The following is a 20,972-nucleotide window of genomic DNA, read 5'->3' as shown; positions in this document are numbered from 1 at the left end:
ACACGTCCCTGTTTCAGTGATATGATTTTGTATCGGCTTATTTTTATAATTCTTTAAAGCTGAAATGCTGCTAGATTGATGTTAACTCATCACTGGACAATTGTGAGTCAGAGTATTTATTTAGTAACGCCCTGTTAAGGCTTGAGCAACGCAATACCGACGCTACCGCATACCACCTTAAACACTAAACGCAACGCATGGTAAATGCCACACGTTGCGAATCAATCTTAAACAGTTTGTATACATTTATTTCAGGCGATTCTTTTTACGAAGCAACCTGATAAATGTGAATAAGTTAAAGATCACGAACGCTAACAGAGCCCAAACAACCATGACATACAAAGTATCATCAACATCAAAGTTCCACAGGGTTAACTGACTAGTCGAGATTATTTCTACAGCTGAGGGGAGGTTTACATAAAATAGTACAAAAAACGATATAAAAATCGGGAATACCACTAACCAAGCAACATATGCTATTGATTCCCTCTCGCGTTTTCTTGCCTTTCCTCCTGAGGTGTTTTCATCAATGTCTAGTGCAGCACTAATTCTTGGCCAAGCTAAGTTAAATAAAAATGTCACCAGAGTTAATAAAAGACCAGATACAGCAACTACATCATTCAACTTCATTTAAACCTAGCTCCCTACATAAAAGATCATGAGAGTCCTCACTAATTTCATATTGTCCAGCGCTACCTTTCTTCTTGGTGATAGGTTTAAATGTGGGTTCATTTTGAGTTATGAGCATATTTAGCTCATCTTTGACAACGTCTGAATTTATGACAACTAAATAGATTGGCTCCGAGTGAGATGCAGACTCGATGACGTTTTTCATTGTGTTAAGGAGAACATCATCCAGTTTATGCCGGAATCTTGATACTGTGTTTTTCAAGAGGGTTTTACTTTGGCTCTGAGTTAACTGGAAGATCGTAGATATTTGAGATTCTGTTGGTAGCTCATTCTCAAAGTAGCTTTGAATGAGATATAGCAAGCGGTCTTGCTTTGCTTCATCTGCACGATTGGGCATTCCTCCTTCAACCAACATGTTTAAATATTCGTTCAAAGCAGCCTTCGCTATTTTGCTAACAGCTGTTTGGACATTAGCTTCTTCGATTTTCAGAGTTTTCTTGAGCAACTCTTTTTGCTCTTGCTCAAAGACTTCGTCATCTATTCCAAATTGTATTTCCATAATTTCTCCTAAATGTATAACGCCGTATTAAGGTGTGAGCGAAGCGAAACTGCCAAGCGTTGCGAATCAGTCTTAAATGCTTTGTTATAACTGCTATTGCGTGTTACTTCTTGGTTTACAGTACATCTCTGGTATTGTGCCAAGTGGGTCACTTCGCCCAATAAGTAATCGAAGGTCATTTTTACCATTATCAATTAGAAATTCAGGTGAAATAGGTAGACCTTTAAAATCCTCAATAGCAGCCCAAAGCAACTCCTCGGCTTCTACCGCAAAATCAGTTTCAATCTCCAAGTCATCTGATGCAGCCAGCTGGTTCCCTTTACCTGCATGTTTCAAAGAATTGTAAGCTTGCTTATTGAACCTCATTGCTCCGCTAAATACATCTTTTCGCTCTTGCGGACTGAGTTGACGACCCAAGCCATATTCGCGTATTCGTATAACATTCTCAGCTGACTTTTCATGGGCAGTTTGCTTCTGGTGTTCAGAGAGCAACGGGTTGGTAATACCTATAGATGCCCCAGCTAATAGTATTGATTGGATATAATCTAAGTCACTTGTTGCCGTCTTAAATTTACTTATTGCTTCTTCTAGCATATCAGCAGCAATTAGTCGTTTATCGTACTTTTGTTGCATATTGCTTCCTTGTAGTTATAACGCCCGCATAATGGGCGGATTAAACTTGGCTAAAATCAGCGAGGAACGAGCGTCAGCCAAGATTTAGCCGTCCATTCATTAATGCGTTTGTTATATGCCTATGGCCCCCAGTAATCAAATTTGAAAACCACGCCCTTGGGAACAACGAAACTAATAGATGCTCCACAATGGATAATATGCTCACCAGGCACTATTTCTGCTACTTCACCGAGTAGCAATTCCCAAGGTTTGCCATCTAAGAGTAAAGGACCGCATTTACCACCGTTATTATCAATAACACCGAAATATGTTTTACCGTCTAGCGAAGATTCAACTTGGCCTCGGAGATATTCATCATCACTACAAGCAATAAGGGTAAGGCTTAATAAAATTGTGAATAGATACTTCATGCTTTCCTTGGCATATAACATTTTAGTATTTATGCGACACATAGTGTGCGTTGCATAATCGCTTATTGGACTGAGCCGCTACCTGCTCGGAGTGTCAGAGTTGGTGTTGTTTATGCTATGGCTTTACTTATAAAAAAATAGGCTTTTGGAGGCTCTCACTTTCTTAGCTAGTTTAATCAGCTTAGCTAATGTTATGTAAGCTTTCCCTGCATTGCTCAGCGCTTATTATGTATTCATTACACCTAAATTTGCCTTAATAAGCAATTATCTTTTTTACGCGCACAGAGGCCGCTAGCCTGAGCAACTAAGCAGGTTAAAAAATTGATTTTAGGCAGCTCTCTTGTTCTGCTTTGGGTTACTGCCGTAGTTCGTTCAAATTCGACTCTAGAGCATTTGCGTTAAGTGGTTTTGGGGCAGTTATGAGTTAGAGTCGACGGGCGGTTCGGTGCCATGAGCAGACACTGAAGATCTTTAATGTCTGAAATCAAAATTTGGGTTATGCCAATCATACTCATTGCTAGGTCACAAAAAGTGGAACGCCAAGAAAAGCTCGCATGGATAGTCGCCTGTTTGTTTATTAGTTGGTTTTGTTTACTCTTATTTATGTTGATTGCACCACTTAAGCCTAATCAAAAATAGTAATTTGGTGTTGTTCGCGTGTTAAATTAGGTTTTGATTAATGGCTTTTATAACGGCCTGAGTGCGGTCTTTCACGTCTAATTTGGCAAGAATTTGTGACACATGATTACGAATAGTCCCCTCAGAGTTATCTAATTTTTTGGCAATCACTTTGTTTGGCATACCTAAAGACAAACACTGCAATACGGTTTGTTCTTTGTCCGTTAAGCTGAGCTGAGGGCTTAGTTGCTTTTTGAGTAAAAAATCAGTCACCGCACTTTGCAATACTCGCTCACCTGCAACGACCTGCTTGATAGCGCTAATGAGTTCTTCAAGTTCAATGTTTTTAAGCACATACCCACGAGCACCTAGATTAAGGGCTTTGACTAATACATCACAATCTTCAAATGTGGTGATGATCAGCACAGGGGTTTTATCACCCTTTTCACGCATTTTTTGCAGCACGCCGAGCCCATCTAAATTCGGCATTCTCATATCGAGTAAAGCAATGTCAAAACTATGCTCAGCTAATAGTGTAAGCGCTTGCAAGCCATCTTCAGCTTGGGCTTCGATATTAATGGCGCTATCAAGGTTAAGTAAATTAGCGAGGCCTAAACGAACTAATGTCTGATCTTCAACTAGTAGGCACTTTATCATGGCTTTTTTCTTCTAAATTTAGTGGTAGTGTCATGGTATTTATCAGTGTTTCTTGCTCAAGGTGTTGTGAAAATTCACCGCTAAATTGTGCCATTCGCTCATTTAATCCTGCTAATCCGTTCCCTTGTTTTGGTAAATGAGTCTCTGGTTGATTATGATACGCTTTTGCAATTAACAGCGGGTGTTGGCCAACGTGGGAGACATTTACATGCAAAGTAAAATAGTTTGCTTGAGTATGTTTAAGGGTGTTGCTGATCATCTCTTGGGTAAACCGCAATACACACAGGGCGTAGTCTTGAGGGAGCTGCTCTGTCTCCTTACTTAGTTGGAGATCACAGTGTAAATTAGGTGTTAGTTCGCAAATGGCCTCAAGAGCTTGTTTAAGTATCGTTTTGTCATTGCGTTGAGTGGAAACGATTTCGCGCACCTCAGCCAATACTTCTTGGCTAAGTTGGTGACAAAGAGAGAGGGTTTCAACGGTGGCTTCATTTGCTGCTCTTTTAGCAAAATCTAAATTAATGCTGAGCGCGGTAAGCTTATGGCCGAGTGAGTCATGGAGCTCGCGTGATATCTTTTGTCGCTCTTGCGCTGCATGCATCACCCCCATCATGTGTTGGGTGGCTTTTAACTCTTTGTAGTTTTGGCGGGATTGGTAATGTGTATTTAAACTTTCGACAATCCGGCGACTGACAAACCAATTCATCAAGCAAAAGAAAAACCAAATTGTAAACGTGATCCAAGGAATGCCATTTTCCCAGCGCGCATAATGCGTTAAACCATACACCAGCATGGCGGCCACAACGCAAGCCAGTATTTTAGGAAGCGAAAAATGAGGACTAAAAACCGCGGTAAACATCACTAGGTGGATAAAAACTAAGGACGTTGAACTCAGTTGTATCATAACCAAAATAAGCAGGAAATAGCCAAGTGCTACGCCGTGAACAAATTTATTGGGTTGTTTTAACACATACAGCAAAATGGCTAAAATGGAACCACTTACTATGACTTGCAAATATAGTGCTAATTCTGAGTTTGCATAATAGGCACACGCCGATGTCACCCCAAGCCACGATGCCAATGTTGAGAAATGCCAATCGGTTGTATGTCGTATAGTTGATTCCATTACTATGACCATATTTTTTTAGCAATTATTGCAGAACTCGCGATTTAAAAACAGTGACATCTGTCATAGCTCGGGCTATGAGCTTTGTGACTAGTGCCATTATGCCTCAATCATTTATGCTTTATTAATAAAAATTAGTTGGGCACATTAATGAATAAAGACAGTCGATTACATTACATTGATAATTTACGCAGCCTCGCGCTATTGCTCGGCATAGTATTTCATGCCGCTTTAGCCTACAGTCCGTTCTTTAGCAATATTTGGTTTACGGCAGACCCAAGCACACATGGTCTATTTGATTATATTACGCATACGCTGCACTTATTTCGGATGCCGTTATTTTTTATTATTGCAGGGTTTTGCAGTGCACTTTTAATAGATAAATCGAGCAACGCGCGATTTTTACGCCATCGCAGTCAACATATATTACTGCCTTTTATTGTTTTTTTACCGCTAAGCTTTGCTATTTACTACCATGCCTTGAGTTTTGGAGCCGATATAGCTAATCCAATACCGCCAATTTTTGCTGTGTTTCAAGTCATTAAAGAGCCTGTTGTTAGCACTATGCACTTATGGTTTTTGTGGAATTTATATCAGTTTTGCTTAATTCATTGGTTGTTGAAAACAACTAACTTATTAGGTAATAAATTCGATGCGCTTAGCGTTCACCCTTTATTTATGTGGGTTGTACTTCCCATCGTGTTAACGCTTTCATTAATGGGGCAATCTATTCCATTCCCAGCTCCCGATAAGCTCACGCCACAGTTGTGGTCGTATGGTTTTTACGGCAGTTTTTATTGTTTAGGAGTAGGGCTTTATAGAAAACAACAGCTCATTTCGTCATATCATAGGTACTTATGGCCTCTTATTTTGGGTGTTGCAATATCACTGACTGGCTATTTTTCTTTATTACCAGCCGCGCCAAGCTTAGATGAAGTGATTGCTGCCGCAACTACGGGGTCTTTTTCCGCAGCGGGAGAGCTATATGTATTGCATGTTTTATCACAAGGACTGAGTGTTATTTTGTTAACCGCCATAACGTTTTTACTTGGGCATCGTTTTTTAAATCACAAAAGTAAGCTCAGTCGCAGCATATCAAATGCATCATATTGGATTTATTTAATACATGTGCCAGTGCTGATTTATATTCAGATGCCATTGATTAATACTAATTTGCCTGTTTTAGTAAAGTTTATAGTTAGCGTGGTTGTAACATTACTTATAGGTCAAATAAGTTATTTATTATTAGTTAAAAATACATGGTTTGGCGCACTACTTAACGGTAGGCAAACCAAGAGAAAGATAATACAGTCAGCCTAAATGTCGTCACTTGGTAATGACTTAAAAGCAGCAAAACTGACACATTAAGAGCTACATCAAGAGATACTATTATGCATGCAATAACAATCAAATCGTCAATCGCCACGATTCAACAAGGGACAATCAAAGCCGACGGTAGATTTTGGCTAACCAACACCGATATTCATTTTGCACCGTTTAATGCGCAATTTGGGTTAGGACCTTATATGTTTGCACAGCGTGAAATTGTCAAAGTGAGTAAGTGTACTGGTAAAGTTGCAGGTATTTTGCCTTATACACGTGATGCAATTGAAATCATATTAAAAGATGGTAATAAATATCAATTCATTGTGTCAAACGCAGATGAATGGATTAAATTACTTACTCATAGTGCATAGCGCAATCGCTGGTAATTCATCAAAATAGCTATTGTTTTAATGTACCTAATAATGCACGATAAAAATATGACGCTATTTTAATTTGGTATTCAGTGAAGTACATGGATTTAATAAATATGCTTTTGCTTAAGCTCGGATTGGATAAAAAGCTCATCCACTCATCGTGTTAGGGAAAAAACTATCAAACAACAATAACGCGGTAGTTAAGCCGCTTGAGTTATATTGTTTTTCGCCTGATGCGTATTTCGACGATATTAGTAAGTTTGAGAAAGACAATTGTTTTATTGAGTCTTTGGACGATATAGCCCCTGTTAACGCATTGGTGAGAGCGCTGAGTAGTGCAAATGCCGTTGTTTGTATTGATAATCGCTCTGAGCCTTTGCTTGTGTTGCCACTATTACAAAAGCTCGTGCCCATTCGTTTTGAAAAAGCCAACGAGGATCAAATCTTGACTTCAGACATCAAAACTTTTGATTGACTGCTTCGCTCAAAGCAGATCTTTAGAGCATTTACATTAGCTCATTTAGGGGCAAAGACGAGTAATATATCTCGGTCAAAGGTCAGGAACGCGTTGAGTCTATAATCAATAACCCAACATTAACGGGCTTAAAATAGTTTGTTAGAATAGTAAGACACTCAAAATAAACTGTTTTAAGACCCAGTTTAACTATTTGTTAGCCTTGCAATTCGATTAATGAATCAAGTGCTTTTAGTAATAATAGCTCTACAGTCTTTTTCTCCATTTTTGCCAACTCTTCTAAACTGTAATCTTTGCCTATTTCTTTGGCTAAAATGTAGCCTAGGTAATAACCTCTGCGGTATGGCAAATTTGTTTCATCTTTTCTGAAACTGAAGAATGAAGAGTATGTTTCAGGATTTTTCGAGTAAAATTTTCCCTTAAGATCAGTCAGCGAATAACGCAGTCTAGAACGGACATTTTTAATCATATTTTCAGGTATGTTTAGCATCAATTCATCATTACTCGCAGACGAATTCAACTGGTGTGACACGTACGTTGCTAAGCCCTCAGTCCATAGCGAGCACCAGAGTTCATCATTACATTGAAAAAAGTTTTCATGGTAAACATGAAATAGCTCATGATGAAAAAATGGGGTGTCATTCTTCCAGTTATGGTATTTAGCCATCAGATCTACACCAAACATTAAGTAAGATTTGCCATTCAAATCACGTGTTGCCCCATTAAAGCCACCGAGCGAATGGAGTATATATATTGGTGTTTCAGATTTAAAATCTTCAAAAGTAGCAATAAACGAGTCCATGCTACCATTTAAATTTTTAGATAACTCTCTGTTTTTTAATAAGTATACATCTTCTATCTCACTGAAACTTTCAATAGATTTAACAAAGCTCTTATTACTATAGAAAGGCTCAAACTGAGAGGTGAAATATTGTGAAAACTGCTCTGCTCTCTTTTCAGGGGATAACGTTTTGCTTGACTGATATACAGAATAAAAATCATCAGCAAGATTAATTATTTCATAGGTAGCTGATTGGTCTTGGCCAAGTGTTTTGAATGATAACACTCCAAATAAAAGTGTTGTTAGCAGATGGATTTTATAAAAATTTCGCATAATCAAATACATATTATTGATAAGGTTAACGCCATTTTAAGCGGCAAATTGCTGTTAGCTAAAATAGGCAAGACACGAACAAAAAGTTCACGACAATTTGTCCAACTTAGAATGCCTTGTTAGGCATTTACTGCTTTATTTCTTTCCATGTGTCTGCGCCGTCAAAATATCTAATTTTAAGGGCGTTAAGAATATTTGCATTTACTAAACGAAAATTGACAGCCATTTTATCTTTATTGCCAAGTTCTGTTGGTGTGTAATGAGTTAAACAACCGCAGTTATTACAATGATGAAATTCAATGGTTTTATCACCCCAAGAATATGAAGCAATAGAATTATCTATCGTAGTAAATTTAACGTCTTTGGGTGAAAAGTAAGCCCATAATGATGCATACTTACTGCAAGCAGAACAATTACAACTTGTAACCGTATCCGTGATTTCAGGAACCGCTATTTTAATATTGCCACAATGACAACTTGCTTCGATCATTCCGTGATTCTCCTAAATACCTAACAGGTATATATCGAGCTAGTCGGTCATTTTTATACCACGCTGAAGCTCAATTATCTTAAAGACTTATTATTAACAAAGTTATTAACCAATTACTATATATAAAAAGTTGGTTGCTCTTCTTTTTCCATACTCACAAAACGAGTGATTGGGTCGTTATTTTAACTATGCAAGCGCTCAAACCATAACAATAGAAGAATGTTTCAATATTACTCAAATAAATGATTACTCTAATAAATAATTAGTCAAAAAAGTGATATGAAATTTTCCTACTCCCCCTCGTTAAATGACCCCCCTCTTAAAAAACAAAAGAGCTGGCTTTGAGACTATATAAGCGAAAGGATCTGCTGATAACTGGCTTCCCAATCAAGGTAATTAACTGGGATTACATGGTACTCCCCTTTATTTTCGAGCACTAAAGAAGGAAAGCCTTGGATTGGCAGTGAACGCGCTGCGTTTATTTCAGCCATTAATAACACATTGATAGCATCACTTTGAATATCATTAATAAAGGCTGTTTTATCTAAGCCTATTTGCTCTGCGAGATTAGCAAGGGTGCTTATGTCAGATGGGTTTTGTGCGTTTAAGTAGTAGGCTTTTTGAATGGCATAGAGCATTTCGGGCTCTTTAACGTGTTGCCTTGCAACAAGCACCGCACGACATGCTGGATAGGTAGAGCGGCGTGGTTGAGCTGTATGCCAAAAATCATGATTAAATTTCGTACCAAGCTGCTGCTCAATTCGATGCCATGTTTGCTGTAAAAATTGCTGCATGTCTAAAGGCATTGGCTCATCGCTATCAGGTGCAAGCCCCCCTACTTTATACTCAATGCTGAGTTTATCGGTGAACGCAGCCTGCAGTTTTAACCACGTTTCTCTGTACCCCCAACACCAACTGCACATTGGGTCGTAAACATATATTAATCTGGCCATTTACTCGTCTTCTTGTTTATTGGATACAACAGTATTGCGCCCTGCCATTTTAGCCTTGTAAAGATTATCATCGGCTCGCTTAACAGCCTTACTAAACTGACTGGCGTGATTTAAGCTCGCGATACCAATACTACAGGTAATAGACACTGCCATTCCCACATCATAAGCTATACGCTTATCGGCAACATGGGCACATAATTTTTCAGCAACGCTATGGGCTGTTTTAAGCTCGGTATTGGGTAATAAAATTATAAATTCTTCTCCTCCATAGCGTGCTTTTATATCTGTCGTGCGTAGCTTATCGAAAAGCATAGACGTAAAGGCAATCAAAACCTGATCGCCAAAATCATGGCCGTAAGTATCATTAACTAATTTAAAGTTATCTAGATCAATTAACAATATCGACATGGGTAAATGACTTTGTGCATCCGATTCTAAGCGTGGACAAATATGCTCATAAATATAGCGACGATTGGCAAGCCCAGTGAGTGGGTCGGTTAAAGCGTCACGTTTTTCAATAAGGGTAATATCAGCAATTTTTTGATGGCTTTTTTGACGGAAAAATTCACTGATCCCAGAGAACAAAATAACCAATGTGAATGAGGCCAAAAATCGTGTCATTTCAACATGACCATAGCTTACCTGACCAACATCAGCACCAAACAACAAAAGTGTAGTGCTTAAGTACATAATGGCCACGAATACACTACCCACTTTAAGCCCTAGCGTTACATAGGCAACAACCGGATAAAACATTAGCCAATACAATGCTGTATTTTCTTTACCTCCGGTATACACCAGTGAGATACACAACAGCATAATAATTAATAAGATAATGCAGGCGATTGCAGTAAGATTTCCCGTTCGAAAGTAATAAAGCAAACACCCGACGATGGCTATATCGCTTATTAGCAGCATCACCGTAAGCGGTAAGGCATACACCTGATAGTTTAAAATGAGTAATGTGGTAATTAATGCTATGGCAAAAAAGGCCATGGTAAATAACGTGAAGGCACGGCGTTGTTTGTCCGCCGTGTCGACACTTTTTAAGGTAATGGCACTAAGCCAGTTTTGATCCAAAAGTGAGAATACCTTTATACTTTAAACTTCAGAACGAGCTTTTCAAGTTCATAAAACTGCGCTTTAAGTTTAGTGCACTCATTGAGGGTATTGTTTAAGTTACTTTGCCCTTGGTTAGACAACTCACTTATTGAATGAATATCACTATCTAAGCTTTGAATAACATGATTTTGCTCGGTTGTTGCATTTGCAACACTGTGATTTACTTCATCTATTGACTCGATTGCCTGTGTAACCTCGGCCATTTTGTCACCCGCAATATGCGCTTGTTCAACGCTTTTCTCGCTGTCTTTAATACTGGCAGTCATTACTTCAACTGCTGACGCCGAGCCCTGTTGTAACTGCGTTATGGTGTCTTCGATCTCTTGTGTTGATTGTTGTGTACGATGAGCAAGCTGACGTACTTCGTCTGCAACAACGGCAAACCCTCGACCCGCTTCACCCGCTCGGGCAGCCTCTATTGCGGCATTTAAAGCAAGTAGATTTGTTTGCTCGCTTACCCCTTTAATCACTTCGAGTACTTGGCCGATACTGACCGTGTGAGCATCTAAGCTATTAATGGTTTTTTGTGCTTGCTCCATGTTACGTGACAGTGCATTAATTGCATTTAAGTTGTCCGCGAGTGCAGACTGACTTTGCAGCGACTGGCTATTTGCACTTGTCGCTAATTTAGAGGCATTACTAGCACTGTTTGATATTTCGACTGCACTTGAAGTTAACTCATTAATTGCCGTAGCCACATTATCTGTACGCTTCGTTTGATCAGCGTACATAGCGAGTGTGCCTTGAGTTTGATTTACTAAGCTTTCAACTAATCGCTCCAGCTCAACCGTGGTACTTTTTACTTGTTCAATTGAGCTATGAATTTTTTCTATAAAGGCATTGAAGTAATGACTCAATTCGCCAAATTCATCGTTATTCTCGATTTCAAGACGACGTGTTAAATCGCCCTCGCCTTGAGCAATGTCTTTAATTGCATCGCTTAAGCGCTGCATCGGGCGCATTAAATAACGCAATAAAAATTGCATCATCAGTACAATCGCAACAATCCCAATAAGCATGTAAACAGCCGCCATATTTCTAAATGACGCCACTGACGAATACGCTATCTCTTCGTTGATCACCACACCTAAGTACCAATCAACATTCTTAATGCCTTTTATTTTAGTAAACGACACTAGCTTATCTGAGCCCGCAACTTGCACTTCAACAAACTCTGACTGTAAAGATAGATTTTTGCCAAACAAGTCACGCATATTTTTATCATTATATTTCGTGTCGGGATGACTTAAAATACGTCCTTCACTATCCAGTAAAAAGCCATAACCAAACCCTAAAAAGTCAATTTCGTTAACGATTTTAGTGATGGTTTTCATATCGATATCAGCGCCAGCAACGCCACTAAATACACCATTTGATTGCATTGGCGCGACAGCCGAAATAGTTAATTCGTTTGTGGTTACATCAATATATGGCGCGGTGAAAGCCGTATTCGTTTTGTTTTCAACAAGCTTATACCAAGGGCGTGTTGTTGCGTCGTAGTCTGGCGGTAATACAACAGATTGATCATTAAGTACAAACGTTCCATCTGAAATACCAATGTACGTATTTTTAAAATTGCCCGCTTTGTCTGCCGTACTAAGCTGGGTTAAGGTCAACGCTTTGCTGTCACCTAATTGGTAGGTATCAGCCACAGAAGACACGATGGCTAGTTTGGCATTAAGCCAGTTAGCAATATTTTGTGACACCGATTGAGAGATCTCTTGCAGAACTAAAGATAGCTGCTCCTGCGTTTGGCTTCGCATTGAGATAAAATTATTAATTGTGAATAAACCCAGCACTATCACTAATACTAATGACGCAGCTACGGTGACTTTGGTGGTAAATTTAAGCGTGCTTTGCATGGCAACCCTATTTGTTGTTATTTTCGTTGTTAGCCGTTTATTTTTAACAAAATAAAATCACTTTGTCTTATAAATTTAGCTTAAAACCATAAAAACGTCGCTTTTTAAAACCACTTCTTCACGAAAATCGATTACTTTCTGTGTACTCATAATGAAAACCAAACATCAAATTGCAACAGCACAGTTCAACACTTCTATTGGAACGTTCCTATGCCGTGCGTGTTCACGTATCACTGAATACGTATTCATAAAATCATACGGCTAAGGTAATCAGGCATAAAAAAACCCCGCGTCTTAAACGCAGGGTTTTCATTAAAAAGAGGCCGCTTTAACCTATTCGTTTTTTCCACGTGTCGGCAAGACGCACAACATTCAAGCCATACCAGGCAATAAACGCATAGCAAATCACTGGAACGAAGAAGCTTTGTTGAATACTAACGGTATCGGCAACAACACCTTGCACTAAAGGCACAAGCGCCCCACCAACAATGGCTAAACATAACCAACCAGAGCCTTTACTCGTTAATGAACCTAGGCTTTCAATGGCAACTGAAAATATGGTTGGGAACATAATTGAGTTAAATAAACCAATCGCCAACACAGAGTACAGTGCCACATTACCTTCTGTGAAAATTGTCACAAGTAACAATACAATAACCATCATGGCGTTAAAGAACAGCGCTTTAGAAGGGGCTATTTTTTGCAATGCCGCAGAACCGATAAAGCGGCCCACCATCGCACCACCCCAGTAGTACGCAATTAAACTTGCGGCTGCATGCTCTTCAAGCCCCGCAATATGTGCTTCACCAAAGTAATTAACTAAGAAACTACCAATTGACACCTCTGCACCCACGTAACAAAAAATTCCCACGACTCCCATAATTAAATGAGGGGCTTCTTTTAGGCTATGATTTTTTGCTTTGCAGTCTTGCTCTTCTGTGTGCTCGGCAATGACAGGTAATTTAAAGAACGCAAATACCACAGCAATCGTTAACAGCGCTGCTGCTAGCATTAAATATGGAACCTTAACAGACTCAGCCGTTGCAGCGTTTGCCGCCAATGAGCCCGCGGTACCAAAAAATAAGATCCCCCCAACATAAGGGCCAACCGTTGTGCCTAATGAATTGAGCGCTTGCGCAAGGTTTAAGCGAGATGATGCTGTTTTCTCAGGTCCCAATGCGACAACATAAGGATTTGCTGATACTTGTAACACTGTAATGCCTGCAGCTAGTACAAAAAGCGCACCTAAAAATAGCCAATACTCATGCACTACAACAGCAGGGTAAAACAACATACAGCCAATTGACGCAACGATTAAACCGGTTAGAACCCCGTTCTTATAACCCAATTTTTTCACCAACATACCGGCTGGTAACGACACTATAAAGTAGGCGCCAAAGAAGCAAAACTGTACCAGCATTGCTTCGGTATAGGTTAAATCAAAGACGCCTTTTAAGCGCGGGATCAACACATCATTTAAAACTGTAATAAAACCCCATAAAAAGAACAGGGTCGTCATTGCCGTTAAGGGAAGCAGGTAGTTTTTATTTTGCTGCGGCCCCTCAGCGACAAACGATTGGTTTGTATTAATTTCACTCACGTGGTTTTCACTCCGTTAACAAGTTACGCTTGATTCTACACATTGAAGTAAAAATAGCACAAAGATTTAATAGGAACGTTCCAAAATATTTATTTCCTGCTATAGTTGCTTTAATCAAGAAAACCACCGGAGGCAGCATGCATACTGTCGATTTTAAAAGCCCTGATTTCTTAAAGCAGCACATAAAAGACACGCTCGCTTTTTATCATCCGCATTGTGTTGATAATTCAGCAAATGGTTGTGGTGGCTTCTATCAATTTTTTAAAGATGACGGTCAGATTTATGACAAAGAAACCCGTCATTTGGTGTCCAGTACTCGCTTTGTTTTTAATTATGCAATGGCCTATTTGCATTTAAAAGAGCCTGAATACCTCAGACTAACGCACCATGGCTTAGCCCACCTTGAGCGTGTGCATAAGCAAAAATCTGGGGGGTATGCGTGGCTGTTAAAACAAGCCAACGAAGGCAAGGTCACCATTTTAGATGACACGAATCATTGCTATGGCCTTGCGTTTGTACTGCTTGCAAATGCAGTCGCATTAAAAGCTGGCATCAGCGAGTGTGAAAATACCATTTCGCAAGTATGGAATTTACTTGAAACCCATTATTTTGATGCCAAAAATAATGCCTATTTAGACGAATACACTGCCGATTTTAGTCAAGCCGACACTTACCGCGGTCAAAATGCCAATATGCACCTATGCGAAGCACTTTTGATGTGTTTTGAAGCCACTAATCAGCGCCACTATTTAGACCGCGCGCTGCTGTTAGCACAGACATTCACACTAAAGTTGGCGGCAAAAAGTCAGCAGTTTGTGTGGGAGCATTACCATCAAGATTGGCAGCTCGACTTTGATTACAATAAAGATGACCCTCGCCATTTATTTAGACCGTGGGGCTTTCAACCAGGCCACCAAACTGAATGGGCTAAACTGTTACTGATTTTAAATCGCCATGTTGAATTACCTTGGCTAGTTGAGCGGGCTAAAACGTTATTTGATGACACATTGGCTATTGCATGGGATAACGAGCACGGTGGTATTTTTTATGGTTTTGCGCCAGATAAACAGATTTGCGACAGCGATAAATACTTTTGGGTTCAGGCCGAATCATTGGCCGCTGCCGCCCTACTCGCTGATGCTACACACGATGATACATATTGGCTTTGGTATGAGAAAATTTGGCAATACAGTTGGCAACATATGGTAGATCATCAGTATGGGGCATGGTTTAGAATTTTATCAGCAAACAATCAGGCATACAGTGACGAAAAATCACCTGCGGGAAAAACCGATTACCACACAATGGGTGCCTGCTACGAAGTATTAAAAGTAATAACATTGAGGAATACATAATGAGCTTAGTGTGTTTTGGCGAAGCGCTAATTGACTTTTTGTCTGACGGCAAACAGCCTGAATCATTTACCAAATATGCAGGTGGTGCGCCTGCTAACGTGGCTGTTGCAGCAGCAAAGCTAGGATTAAAAACCAGTTTTTGTGGCATGCTTGGCGATGATATGTTTGGACACTTTATAAAAGATGAGCTGGCACAGCATGGCGTTAACACCGATTATTGCCAATTTACCGATGCCGCTAAAACAGCACTCGCCTTTGTTTCACTAGATGAAAGCGGCGAACGTTCATTTAGCTTTTATCGCCCACCCGCGGCCGATTTACTTTATCGGGTAGATGACTTTAACAGTTCGATGTTTGCTGAACATGCCATTATGCATGTATGTAGTAACAGCCTTACTGAGCACAACATCTATCAAACAACGATTTACGGCCTTACTCAGGCGAAAAAAGCCGGTGCAATTTGTAGTTTTGACATGAATTTGCGCGAAAACCTGTGGCCAAGCATGCGCCATACGCTAGATAGAATGTGGCATGTTATCTCTTTGTCAGATATCGTAAAACTTTCATTTGAAGAACTTGAGTTTCTAAATCAAAAAAGTCATCAGGCAATGCCACTTGAACATACCATTGATACCATTTTAAAGGCAGGTGTAACCTGTTTGCTCGTTACCAATGGCGGTGAAGCAATTAACGTTTATCACGCTGATTTTAAAGGCCAAGTAAGCCCACCAGCCACCAACGTAGTTGATACCACTGCCGCAGGCGATGCCTTTATTGGCGGTATGCTGTCAAAGATTGGCCAGCACTGTGAAAATAAGCAACGTTTTAAAGAGTTTTGCCAAACGCAAAGCAATATCGAAGAGACGATTGCTTACGCCGCCAAAGCGGGCGCTTTTGCAGTGAGTCGCTATGGCGCATTTGCATCATTGCCAAGTGCAGCAGACTTAGCCTAAATTAACAGTGAACACGGCAATCACACATGCCGTGTTCATTTTCTTCGTTACAACTTTGACTCTTCATTCGAGCATTTTTCTATAATCGGTAAATATCTAAGCACTTTCATTTGCGGATCAATAACAACATGGTCTCCTTGCTGAATGGCAATATTTATACGACCCTCTTTAGGGTAATAGGTGTTCGACTCTCCATTAATTTCCACAGGGATCGGCATCGGAAACTTATTCCCTTTTAACGAGGCTGTATTCCAACTTAACGTAATGTTATGTGGTGTTTGTGTTACTTCAAGCTCAGGTAATTCAGCCTGCTTTAGATACACATCAAAAAACCATTGATAGTCTTTACCTGTTAAACGATTAACAATGCTAATAAACTCGTCGGTGTTGCGATAACGAGGCGCAATTGGGTAGCTTAACGATGCGGTGTTATTCACACCGTAAAGCAGCTCTCGTGTTGCTTGCCAAAATACATCTTCACCCACAAGCCAGCGAAGAGTATGCAGTGTCCAGCCACCCTTACCATAAATATCAGAGTTAAACGCTTGGTCAGATGTAATTTGACCTTCAAGCACAACTGGCGCACAGTTTTTAAGACCTAAATAGGCTTTATACATACTGTGATTGTAGGCTGCGTCACCAAATTTATATAAGCTGTAACTGGGTTGCATATAAAAACCAAACCCCTCATGAAGCCATGCATCATTAAGCTTTTCGTGGGTCATTAAATTGCCAAACCATTCATGGGCAAGCTCATGCTGTAATAACCAATCATATCCATTGGGATCACGCGCATACTTTTTGCCATACGCATTGACTGTTTGATGCTCCATGCCTAAGTGTGGCGTTTCAACAAAGCCTAACTTTTCACCGCCCCAAGGATAGGGTCCGAGCATTTTCTCAAAAAACGTCACCTGCTGGCGTAAATCATTGTCGATAAGCTCGCGTGCTTTTTGCTCATTTTGTGTGAGAGACCAAAACTCAATAGGCACCGTCGCGCCATTCACACTGGTATACTCTGTTTGAATACGCGTATAGGGCCCAATATTAATCGCAATATTGTAATCACTTGCTGGCACCGATAATAACCAATCGAATTGTTGCTTATTATCACTCAGTTGCGTGATATTTTGCAGTACACCATTACTCACTGCACTTAAACCATTTGGCACAGTTAAACGAATACGCATGCTATCGGCTTTGTCTGCAAAATGATCTTTGCAAGGCCAGAACAAGTCACACCCTTCCCCTTGCACTGCCGTTGCAATCCATGGCTCACCCGATTCGGTTTGTGAAAAAACAAAACCCCCATCCCATGGTGCATTTTTAGCAATGTGTGGTTGCCCTTCATAAGCAACGGACACAGTAGCGACACTCCCTGGCGCTTTTTGTTCACCTAAATCAATGGTGATCACACCTTGATTGCGTTTAAAGTTAAGTGGCTTATCTTGTGAGGTAATCGCGGTAATAGTAAATCGGCTATCCAGTTTAAGTTCGACAAACTGAGTGGGTGCTAAAATTGTAAAGTCGGTTTTTGATAGCCCCTTTAATCGTTTCTTATTTGGTATGACTTCAAGTGCTAAATCGTAATGTGTTACATCAGTCTTAATAGCAATCTCTGATAGCGCTAGTCCTGTGTCACCAATAACAGGGTCTAGGGGTAATGGGTTTGTACTGCACCCCACTAAAATTGCACTTATAACAGCAGCAGCTGTTGATTTAATTAAATTAATACCCTGCAAAACACCTTCTCCATTCATTATTTTTATTATTTCTTTTATCGCATAGCTTTACAGGTAATACAGCGATTTGCGTTGAATTACCCTGTTACAAAAATCTTATCATTGTTGATTAAGCAAATATGGTGAAGGGTTTGTAATCATGGTATGTTTTTTAACTAATTAAAGAAAAAGGAATTCAAGCTATGAATAATAAGCTTCTTGCTGTTGGTGCTGTTGCAATTGTTGCAGGTGCGGTGTTGTATTCACAAAATAAAGCCAGTGTTGATGTAGATTTACCTGAGCTTGCCTATGTGCCAGCAGATACTGCCGTGTTTTACGGGCAATTAAAGCCATTCCCGTATAGCAAATACTTTGCACTTATGCCTGATGCAATGAAAGGCACCAACGACTTCACCCCTATTATTGCTGAGCTAAAACAAACCAGCGATCCAAACGCTGTATTTCTTGCTTCGTTAATGGAAAAGTATCAACAGTCTTTAAGCTCTTATGATGCGTTTAAATCAATGTGGGGGTTTGGCGATGACTATAAAGGAATGATGTATGCGCAAGGTTTAATGCCAATTGTTCGTTTTGAAGTCGCTGACCAAAGCAGTATTATTAATAGCATTAAGCAATCTGCCGACGAAGCAGGTATTGCTTACACAAGCGAAACACTTGATGGTGTAGACTACACACGGTTTAACATTAGCCTTGAAGGCTTAGATAATATCGACCTGATTGCGTCGACGCATAACAACTGGGCGACATTAACTCTAGCAACCCCTCTTTCGAACAATCAAGACTTACGCATTGCCCTTGGAATAGAAAAACCAGCTAAGTCACTCGCTGATACTAAAAAGCTGCCTGAGTTAATTAGCACTTTTTCACTTGATGGCAACTCAGTTGGCTATGTTGATCACCAACATATTGCCAATGCAATTACGGGTAAAGAAGACTCGCGTTTGCACCAAATGCTCACAGAACTACTCAACAAAGCCCAACAAGCCAATGCATTTGACGCAATTTCAACACCCGAGTGTCAAGCTGATATCGCTTACATTGCTCAAAAATGGCCCGCAACCGTATCGGGTACCACAAAATCGCGTATTACAGCTGATTATGCCGATTTCGATGTTAAAGCCGTATTACAAAGTACCGACCAAGACTTACTAAATACTCTGCAGGCCGTGCGTGGCTTTGTGCCAAAACACACCACACAGCTTGATGGTCAAATGCTCAGTGTTGCTTACGGGATTGATGTTGCAAAAGTACTGCCACTCGCCAATACATTGACTGGCGCATTGAAGTCAGCCGAATTTAAGTGTGGCCCGATTGTCGCTCTACAAAATGAAATGCGTGATGTCAGCACTGCGGGGCTTGCTATGGTCTCGGGTTTTGCAAATGGCGTTCAAGGAATGAGTTTAAGCGTACAAGATGCCAAATTTACGCTTGATGACACTCAAGGCCCACAAGTTGAAAGCCTCGATGCCCTAGTGACTTTATCAGCCACTGATGCACACGGTTTATATTCAATTGCGCAGGGGTTTGTTCCACCACTTGCAAATATAAAACTGCCGGCCAATGGTGATGCTGTAGTCATTAATGAATATATTCCTTCGCCTGTCCCGCTTAATTTTGACATTAAAATGGCGATGAAAGGTAATCACATCGTGATTTTCACGGGTGATCAATCAGCCCGTATTGCAAACGAATTAGACGCGCAAAGTGTCACAAAAAATGGGTTTGTGAATATGGCGTTTGATATCCAAAAAATCCTTTTACCGTTACTTGATACGATTGCTGCAACAGGTCAGTTAACCAATGAAGAAATGGCTGAACTTGAAGCCCTGCGTGACCAACCCGTAGGTGTCTATTTTGCCACAGACATTACTGACAACGGCATAGGACTTGAAAGTAACGTACAAATTACTAAAAAGTAATCGCTTAAACTGATAAATGAGAAGAGCGCATTAGCGCTCTTTTTGTTGCTGCCATTTTAAAGAGTTATTAGTATCGCGGCTGCTAAAAATAGTCGTGTCTGAGCTTTCAATGCCACCCAGTTTGGCTAACCTGTCATACAGCACAACATTACACGTAGCAGCTAAATTCATGCAGCCAATGGTAGGCACATAAACCACTTCATCACACCATGTCAGCACGTCTTTACTGACCGAACCATCTTCGGGTCCAAACACATAAAACGCATTTTCTGGGTGCTTAAATTCGGGTAATGGCGTGGCGCCTTCTACAAGCTCTATAACGACCGTTGTTGCGCCTTCTGGCTTCGCTTGCTCAAGGCTTTCAACTTGCGTCAGTGGGATATGCTCAAGCACATTTTTGGTATCAGTGTGGTACTTATTCGCACGCAGATAACGGCTGCCGGTAAAAAAAACCTGCTGGGCGTCGTAACATCCTGCGGCGCGTAATACACCGCCAACGTTGGTTGGGCTTTTGGGGTTTATAAGGCCAATCGATGCTTTTAGCGTAGTCATTAATCGATGTCCATGGTTGGCCATTCAGCAACATATAAATCAAAGTCGTCGAGGTCAACATGACAGTCTTTTATCGTTTTATCACGCACCGAAATACCTAATTGGTGCATCATTTCTTTGCTACCACCATGGAGCAATGGGTGCCAAGACGCAAGACCACGGCCTTCATGCAAACGACGGTAGCTGCAACTTTGAGGCATAAAGAAGATATCTTTTAGGTTTTCTTTGGTGAGCTTTACACATGAAGGCACGAGAGTTTGACGATTAGCATACTCACTACAGCCACAGGTATCGTTATCAAGGTATTGGCATACGATATTCGTGAAAATAAGCTCTTCACCTTCGCGAAGTTGATCTGTTGCGGCGAATTCATCTTCGTCTTCGCTGTCAATAAATGTGTTTAAACAACATTTACCACAGCCGTCACAAATGGCTTCCCATTCTTCTCGTGACATTTGCTCAAGCGAGCGCTTAAGCCAAAATTTATCTTCTAACATGGTATTAC

22 protein-coding genes are annotated in these 20,972 nt (G+C 40.3%); 7 read left to right on the top strand and 15 right to left on the bottom strand.

The window, feature by feature from the left end:
- Window positions 1-246: 246 nt before the first annotated feature.
- The 4 genes from D0907_RS17305 to D0907_RS17290 all read right to left on the bottom strand — a co-directional run bounded on the left by D0907_RS17305 (window position 247) and on the right by D0907_RS17290 (window position 2,232).
- Window positions 247-630, bottom strand: coding sequence for a hypothetical protein (locus D0907_RS17305; RefSeq protein ID WP_118844914.1), 384 nt, complete (start codon window positions 628-630; stop codon window positions 247-249).
- Window positions 617-1,189 (bottom strand): hypothetical protein, encoded by a 573-nt coding sequence (locus D0907_RS17300; RefSeq protein ID WP_118844913.1) that lies wholly within the window; start codon window positions 1,187-1,189, stop codon window positions 617-619. The genes D0907_RS17305 and D0907_RS17300 overlap by 14 nt, the downstream gene beginning before the upstream one ends.
- Before the next feature lie 93 nt (window positions 1,190-1,282).
- The gene (locus D0907_RS17295) at window positions 1,283-1,822 is read right to left on the bottom strand and encodes a hypothetical protein (RefSeq protein WP_118844912.1); all 540 of its coding nucleotides are present in this window, start codon (window positions 1,820-1,822) and stop codon (window positions 1,283-1,285) included.
- A 119-nt stretch (window positions 1,823-1,941) separates the two neighbouring features.
- Window positions 1,942-2,232 carry a hypothetical protein gene (locus D0907_RS17290; RefSeq protein ID WP_118844911.1) on the bottom strand — a complete coding sequence of 97 codons (291 nt, stop codon included), beginning with the start codon at window positions 2,230-2,232 and terminating at the stop codon, window positions 1,942-1,944.
- Window positions 2,233-2,706: 474 nt separating this feature from the next.
- Between D0907_RS17290 and D0907_RS21080 the strand changes: the two genes are divergently transcribed.
- Window positions 2,707-2,871 (top strand): hypothetical protein, encoded by a 165-nt coding sequence (locus D0907_RS21080; RefSeq protein ID WP_155950849.1) that lies wholly within the window; start codon window positions 2,707-2,709, stop codon window positions 2,869-2,871.
- Between the two features lie 21 nt (window positions 2,872-2,892).
- Here D0907_RS21080 and D0907_RS17285 read toward each other — a convergent pair whose 3' ends face one another.
- Entirely contained in the window at window positions 2,893-3,507 is a 615-nt protein-coding gene (locus D0907_RS17285) for a response regulator (RefSeq protein ID WP_118844910.1), read from the bottom strand.
- A complete protein-coding gene (locus D0907_RS17280; protein ID WP_118844909.1) occupies window positions 3,485-4,630 on the bottom strand; it encodes a sensor histidine kinase in 1,146 nt (381 codons plus the stop codon). Before D0907_RS17280 ends, D0907_RS17285 begins: the two co-directional genes overlap by 23 nt.
- A 150-nt stretch (window positions 4,631-4,780) precedes the next feature.
- Here D0907_RS17280 and D0907_RS17275 point away from each other — a divergent pair, with 150 nt between their 5' ends.
- The 3 genes from D0907_RS17275 (at window position 4,781) to D0907_RS17265 (ending at window position 6,805) form a co-directional block, all read left to right on the top strand.
- The gene (locus tag D0907_RS17275) at window positions 4,781-5,950 is read left to right on the top strand and encodes an acyltransferase family protein (RefSeq protein WP_036971879.1); all 1,170 of its coding nucleotides are present in this window, start codon (window positions 4,781-4,783) and stop codon (window positions 5,948-5,950) included.
- Between the two features lie 71 nt (window positions 5,951-6,021).
- On the top strand, window positions 6,022-6,327 hold the full coding sequence (locus tag D0907_RS17270; protein WP_036971881.1) for a hypothetical protein: 306 nt from the start codon (window positions 6,022-6,024) through the stop codon (window positions 6,325-6,327).
- A gap of 163 nt (window positions 6,328-6,490) precedes the next feature.
- Complete coding sequence (locus D0907_RS17265; RefSeq protein ID WP_036971883.1) at window positions 6,491-6,805, top strand: hypothetical protein; 315 nt, start codon at window positions 6,491-6,493, stop codon at window positions 6,803-6,805.
- Window positions 6,806-7,001: 196 nt separating this feature from the next.
- On the opposite strand, the gene D0907_RS17260 is transcribed toward D0907_RS17265, so the two are convergent.
- The 6 genes from D0907_RS17260 to D0907_RS17235 all read right to left on the bottom strand — a co-directional run bounded on the left by D0907_RS17260 (window position 7,002) and on the right by D0907_RS17235 (window position 13,946).
- On the bottom strand, window positions 7,002-7,919 hold the full coding sequence (locus tag D0907_RS17260) for a DUF5700 domain-containing putative Zn-dependent protease (RefSeq protein ID WP_162898067.1): 918 nt from the start codon (window positions 7,917-7,919) through the stop codon (window positions 7,002-7,004).
- A 127-nt stretch (window positions 7,920-8,046) separates the two neighbouring features.
- On the bottom strand, window positions 8,047-8,409 hold the full coding sequence (locus D0907_RS17255) for a GFA family protein (protein WP_051501848.1): 363 nt from the start codon (window positions 8,407-8,409) through the stop codon (window positions 8,047-8,049).
- A gap of 347 nt (window positions 8,410-8,756) precedes the next feature.
- Window positions 8,757-9,362, bottom strand: coding sequence for a DsbA family protein (locus D0907_RS17250; RefSeq protein WP_118844907.1), 606 nt, complete (start codon window positions 9,360-9,362; stop codon window positions 8,757-8,759).
- Window positions 9,363-10,442 (bottom strand): GGDEF domain-containing protein, encoded by a 1,080-nt coding sequence (locus D0907_RS17245; RefSeq protein WP_244223168.1) that lies wholly within the window; start codon window positions 10,440-10,442, stop codon window positions 9,363-9,365.
- Window positions 10,443-10,456: 14 nt separating this feature from the next.
- Window positions 10,457-12,346 carry a methyl-accepting chemotaxis protein gene (locus D0907_RS17240; protein ID WP_065979075.1) on the bottom strand — a complete coding sequence of 630 codons (1,890 nt, stop codon included), beginning with the start codon at window positions 12,344-12,346 and terminating at the stop codon, window positions 10,457-10,459.
- Between the two features lie 328 nt (window positions 12,347-12,674).
- Window positions 12,675-13,946 (bottom strand): sugar MFS transporter, encoded by a 1,272-nt coding sequence (locus D0907_RS17235; protein ID WP_118844906.1) that lies wholly within the window; start codon window positions 13,944-13,946, stop codon window positions 12,675-12,677.
- A gap of 137 nt (window positions 13,947-14,083) precedes the next feature.
- Between D0907_RS17235 and D0907_RS17230 the strand changes: the two genes are divergently transcribed.
- Entirely contained in the window at window positions 14,084-15,301 is a 1,218-nt protein-coding gene (locus D0907_RS17230; protein ID WP_118844905.1) for an AGE family epimerase/isomerase, read from the top strand.
- Window positions 15,301-16,254, top strand: a complete 954-nt coding sequence (locus tag D0907_RS17225; protein WP_036971904.1) for a carbohydrate kinase family protein — start codon at window positions 15,301-15,303, stop codon at window positions 16,252-16,254. Before D0907_RS17230 ends, D0907_RS17225 begins: the two co-directional genes overlap by 1 nt.
- A 47-nt stretch (window positions 16,255-16,301) precedes the next feature.
- Here D0907_RS17225 and D0907_RS17220 read toward each other — a convergent pair whose 3' ends face one another.
- Window positions 16,302-17,996, bottom strand: a complete 1,695-nt coding sequence (locus D0907_RS17220) for a M1 family metallopeptidase (RefSeq protein ID WP_244223167.1) — start codon at window positions 17,994-17,996, stop codon at window positions 16,302-16,304.
- 182 nt (window positions 17,997-18,178) lie between these two features.
- Between D0907_RS17220 and D0907_RS17215 the strand changes: the two genes are divergently transcribed.
- Window positions 18,179-19,915 (top strand): hypothetical protein, encoded by a 1,737-nt coding sequence (locus D0907_RS17215; protein WP_118844903.1) that lies wholly within the window; start codon window positions 18,179-18,181, stop codon window positions 19,913-19,915.
- Between the two features lie 30 nt (window positions 19,916-19,945).
- Here the strand turns inward: D0907_RS17215 and D0907_RS17210 are convergent, their stop codons facing one another.
- Together D0907_RS17210 and D0907_RS17205 are read right to left on the bottom strand one after the other, a co-directional pair.
- Window positions 19,946-20,467: an RNA methyltransferase gene (locus tag D0907_RS17210; RefSeq protein WP_036971908.1), complete on the bottom strand. Its 522-nt coding sequence runs from the start codon at window positions 20,465-20,467 to the stop codon at window positions 19,946-19,948.
- The gene (locus D0907_RS17205; protein WP_036971911.1) at window positions 20,467-20,964 is read right to left on the bottom strand and encodes a YcgN family cysteine cluster protein; all 498 of its coding nucleotides are present in this window, start codon (window positions 20,962-20,964) and stop codon (window positions 20,467-20,469) included. The genes D0907_RS17210 and D0907_RS17205 overlap by 1 nt, the downstream gene beginning before the upstream one ends.
- Between the last annotated feature and the right edge of the window lie 8 nt (window positions 20,965-20,972).

It is taken from the genome of Pseudoalteromonas lipolytica (genome assembly GCF_003515105.1).
Taxonomy (GTDB): Bacteria; Pseudomonadota; Gammaproteobacteria; order Enterobacterales; family Alteromonadaceae; genus Pseudoalteromonas; species Pseudoalteromonas lipolytica.
This window is presented reverse-complemented; position numbering and strand designations above follow the sequence as displayed.

Bases quoted from the DNA above. Each gene is read 5' to 3' on its own strand.
- D0907_RS17260 (WP_162898067.1), bottom strand. From the start codon at position 7,919: ATGCGAAATTTTTATAAAATCCATCTGCTAACAACACTTTTATTTGGA.
- D0907_RS17205 (WP_036971911.1), bottom strand. From the start codon at position 20,964: ATGTTAGAAGATAAATTTTGGCTTAAGCGCTCGCTTGAGCAAATGTCA.
- D0907_RS17270 (WP_036971881.1), top strand. From the start codon at position 6,022: ATGCATGCAATAACAATCAAATCGTCAATCGCCACGATTCAACAAGGG.
- D0907_RS17210 (WP_036971908.1), bottom strand. From the start codon at position 20,467: ATGACTACGCTAAAAGCATCGATTGGCCTTATAAACCCCAAAAGCCCA.
- D0907_RS17255 (WP_051501848.1), bottom strand. From the start codon at position 8,409: ATGATCGAAGCAAGTTGTCATTGTGGCAATATTAAAATAGCGGTTCCT.
- D0907_RS17225 (WP_036971904.1), top strand. From the start codon at position 15,301: ATGAGCTTAGTGTGTTTTGGCGAAGCGCTAATTGACTTTTTGTCTGAC.
- D0907_RS17240 (WP_065979075.1), bottom strand. From the start codon at position 12,346: ATGCAAAGCACGCTTAAATTTACCACCAAAGTCACCGTAGCTGCGTCA.
- D0907_RS17230 (WP_118844905.1), top strand. From the start codon at position 14,084: ATGCATACTGTCGATTTTAAAAGCCCTGATTTCTTAAAGCAGCACATA.
- D0907_RS17280 (WP_118844909.1), bottom strand. From the start codon at position 4,630: ATGGAATCAACTATACGACATACAACCGATTGGCATTTCTCAACATTG.
- D0907_RS17215 (WP_118844903.1), top strand. From the start codon at position 18,179: ATGAATAATAAGCTTCTTGCTGTTGGTGCTGTTGCAATTGTTGCAGGT.
- D0907_RS21080 (WP_155950849.1), top strand. From the start codon at position 2,707: ATGTCTGAAATCAAAATTTGGGTTATGCCAATCATACTCATTGCTAGG.
- D0907_RS17300 (WP_118844913.1), bottom strand. From the start codon at position 1,189: ATGGAAATACAATTTGGAATAGATGACGAAGTCTTTGAGCAAGAGCAA.
- D0907_RS17290 (WP_118844911.1), bottom strand. From the start codon at position 2,232: ATGAAGTATCTATTCACAATTTTATTAAGCCTTACCCTTATTGCTTGT.
- D0907_RS17295 (WP_118844912.1), bottom strand. From the start codon at position 1,822: ATGCAACAAAAGTACGATAAACGACTAATTGCTGCTGATATGCTAGAA.
- D0907_RS17285 (WP_118844910.1), bottom strand. From the start codon at position 3,507: ATGATAAAGTGCCTACTAGTTGAAGATCAGACATTAGTTCGTTTAGGC.
- D0907_RS17250 (WP_118844907.1), bottom strand. From the start codon at position 9,362: ATGGCCAGATTAATATATGTTTACGACCCAATGTGCAGTTGGTGTTGG.
- D0907_RS17305 (WP_118844914.1), bottom strand. From the start codon at position 630: ATGAAGTTGAATGATGTAGTTGCTGTATCTGGTCTTTTATTAACTCTG.
- D0907_RS17275 (WP_036971879.1), top strand. From the start codon at position 4,781: ATGAATAAAGACAGTCGATTACATTACATTGATAATTTACGCAGCCTC.